Below are 1,292 nucleotides of genomic sequence, written 5' to 3'. Positions count from 1 at the left end.
TGATCTGCCCCCACCGAGTGGACCGATTGGTTTGTTAGTGGATTAAAGCCGCTGCCGCCATATCCGGGCGGAGGTGGAGCGAAGCGGAACCGGATGCCGGATATGGCGGTGTCGCCGTTTCCGGGGCCGGTGGTCGGTAGCCCAAGCTGCTGTGCGGGCGGACGGTGTTGTAATGCCGCCGCCATGCTTCGATCAGCACCTTGGCTTCGGCGAGGCTGTAGAAAATCTCGCCATTGAGCAGTTCGTCGCGAAGCGACCCGTTGAGCCGAAGGCCGGCGAAGCCAACCTTTCGTTATAACCATTCTCCCATGGTGATCCCGGTGCAATGTAGAGCGTCTTCACGCCGATCTCCCCCAGCCATTTCTGGACGGCCGTCGCGATAAATTCGCTGCCATTATCGGACCTGATATTCGCTGGCGGTCCACGCGTGACGAACAACTCCGCCAAGGCGGCCAGAACATCTTCATGCCTGAGTTGCCGCGCAACGATGAGCGCCAGGCATTCCCTGCTGGCCTCGTCGATGATGGTCAGGATACGGAACTTGCGACCGTCATGCGTACGCCCTTCGACGAAGTCGTAGGCCCACACATGCCCTGGATATTCGGGGCGCAGGCGGATGCATGATCCATCATTGAGCCACAGGCGTCCCCGCTTTGGCTGGCGCAGCGGAACCTTCAAACCCTCGCGTCGCCATATCCGCTCGACCCGTTTATGGTTCACCGTCCACCCCGCATGGCACAGCAACGCCGTCACCCGGCGGTAGCCGTATCGACCATATTGCTGCGCCAGTGCGATGATGTCCTCCGTCAGCGCCTGTTCGTCATCCGCCCCGCGCGGCACTTTACGCTGTGTCGATCGATGCTGCCCCAGCACCCGGCAGATCCGTCGTTCGGACACCGGGACCGGAAGCTCTCGTCGCACATGATCGATGCAGCGCCGCCGCCGCGCGGGGCTCAGAAGTTTCCCTTTGCGGCCTCCTGCAGGATCAGCTTGTCGAGCGTCAGGTCCGAGATCGCCCGGCGAAGCCGCTGATTCTCCTTCTCCAGTTCCTTCATCCGCCGCGCCTGGTCGGTCTTCAGGCCACCATATTCCTTGCGCCAGCGATAATAGGCCTGCTCGCTGACTGCGATCCGGCGGCACGCCTCGGCAGTCGAGGCCCCCTGCGCCAGCACAATCTCAACTTCACGCAGCTTGCCGATAATCTCTTCCGGCTTATGCTTCTTGCTCGGCATTCGTCGTCCCTTTCGTGGTCCAGACTATCATAGTCTCTGGGCCACTCAGCGGGGGGCAGA

At 61.8% G+C, this 1,292-nt stretch carries 1 pseudogene; it reads right to left on the bottom strand.

The features are described from left to right. Window positions 1-34: 34 nt before the first annotated feature. Window positions 35-1,232 (bottom strand): annotated as a pseudogene (locus tag NFE57_RS16570) (IS3 family transposase). Window positions 1,233-1,292 lie beyond the last annotated feature (60 nt).

It is taken from the genome of Hephaestia sp. MAHUQ-44, assembly GCF_023806085.1.
In the GTDB taxonomy this organism is placed as follows: domain Bacteria; phylum Pseudomonadota; class Alphaproteobacteria; order Sphingomonadales; family Sphingomonadaceae; genus Sphingomonas.
The sequence above is the reverse complement of the archived record's forward strand: the minus strand, read 5'-3'. Positions and strand labels throughout refer to the sequence as shown.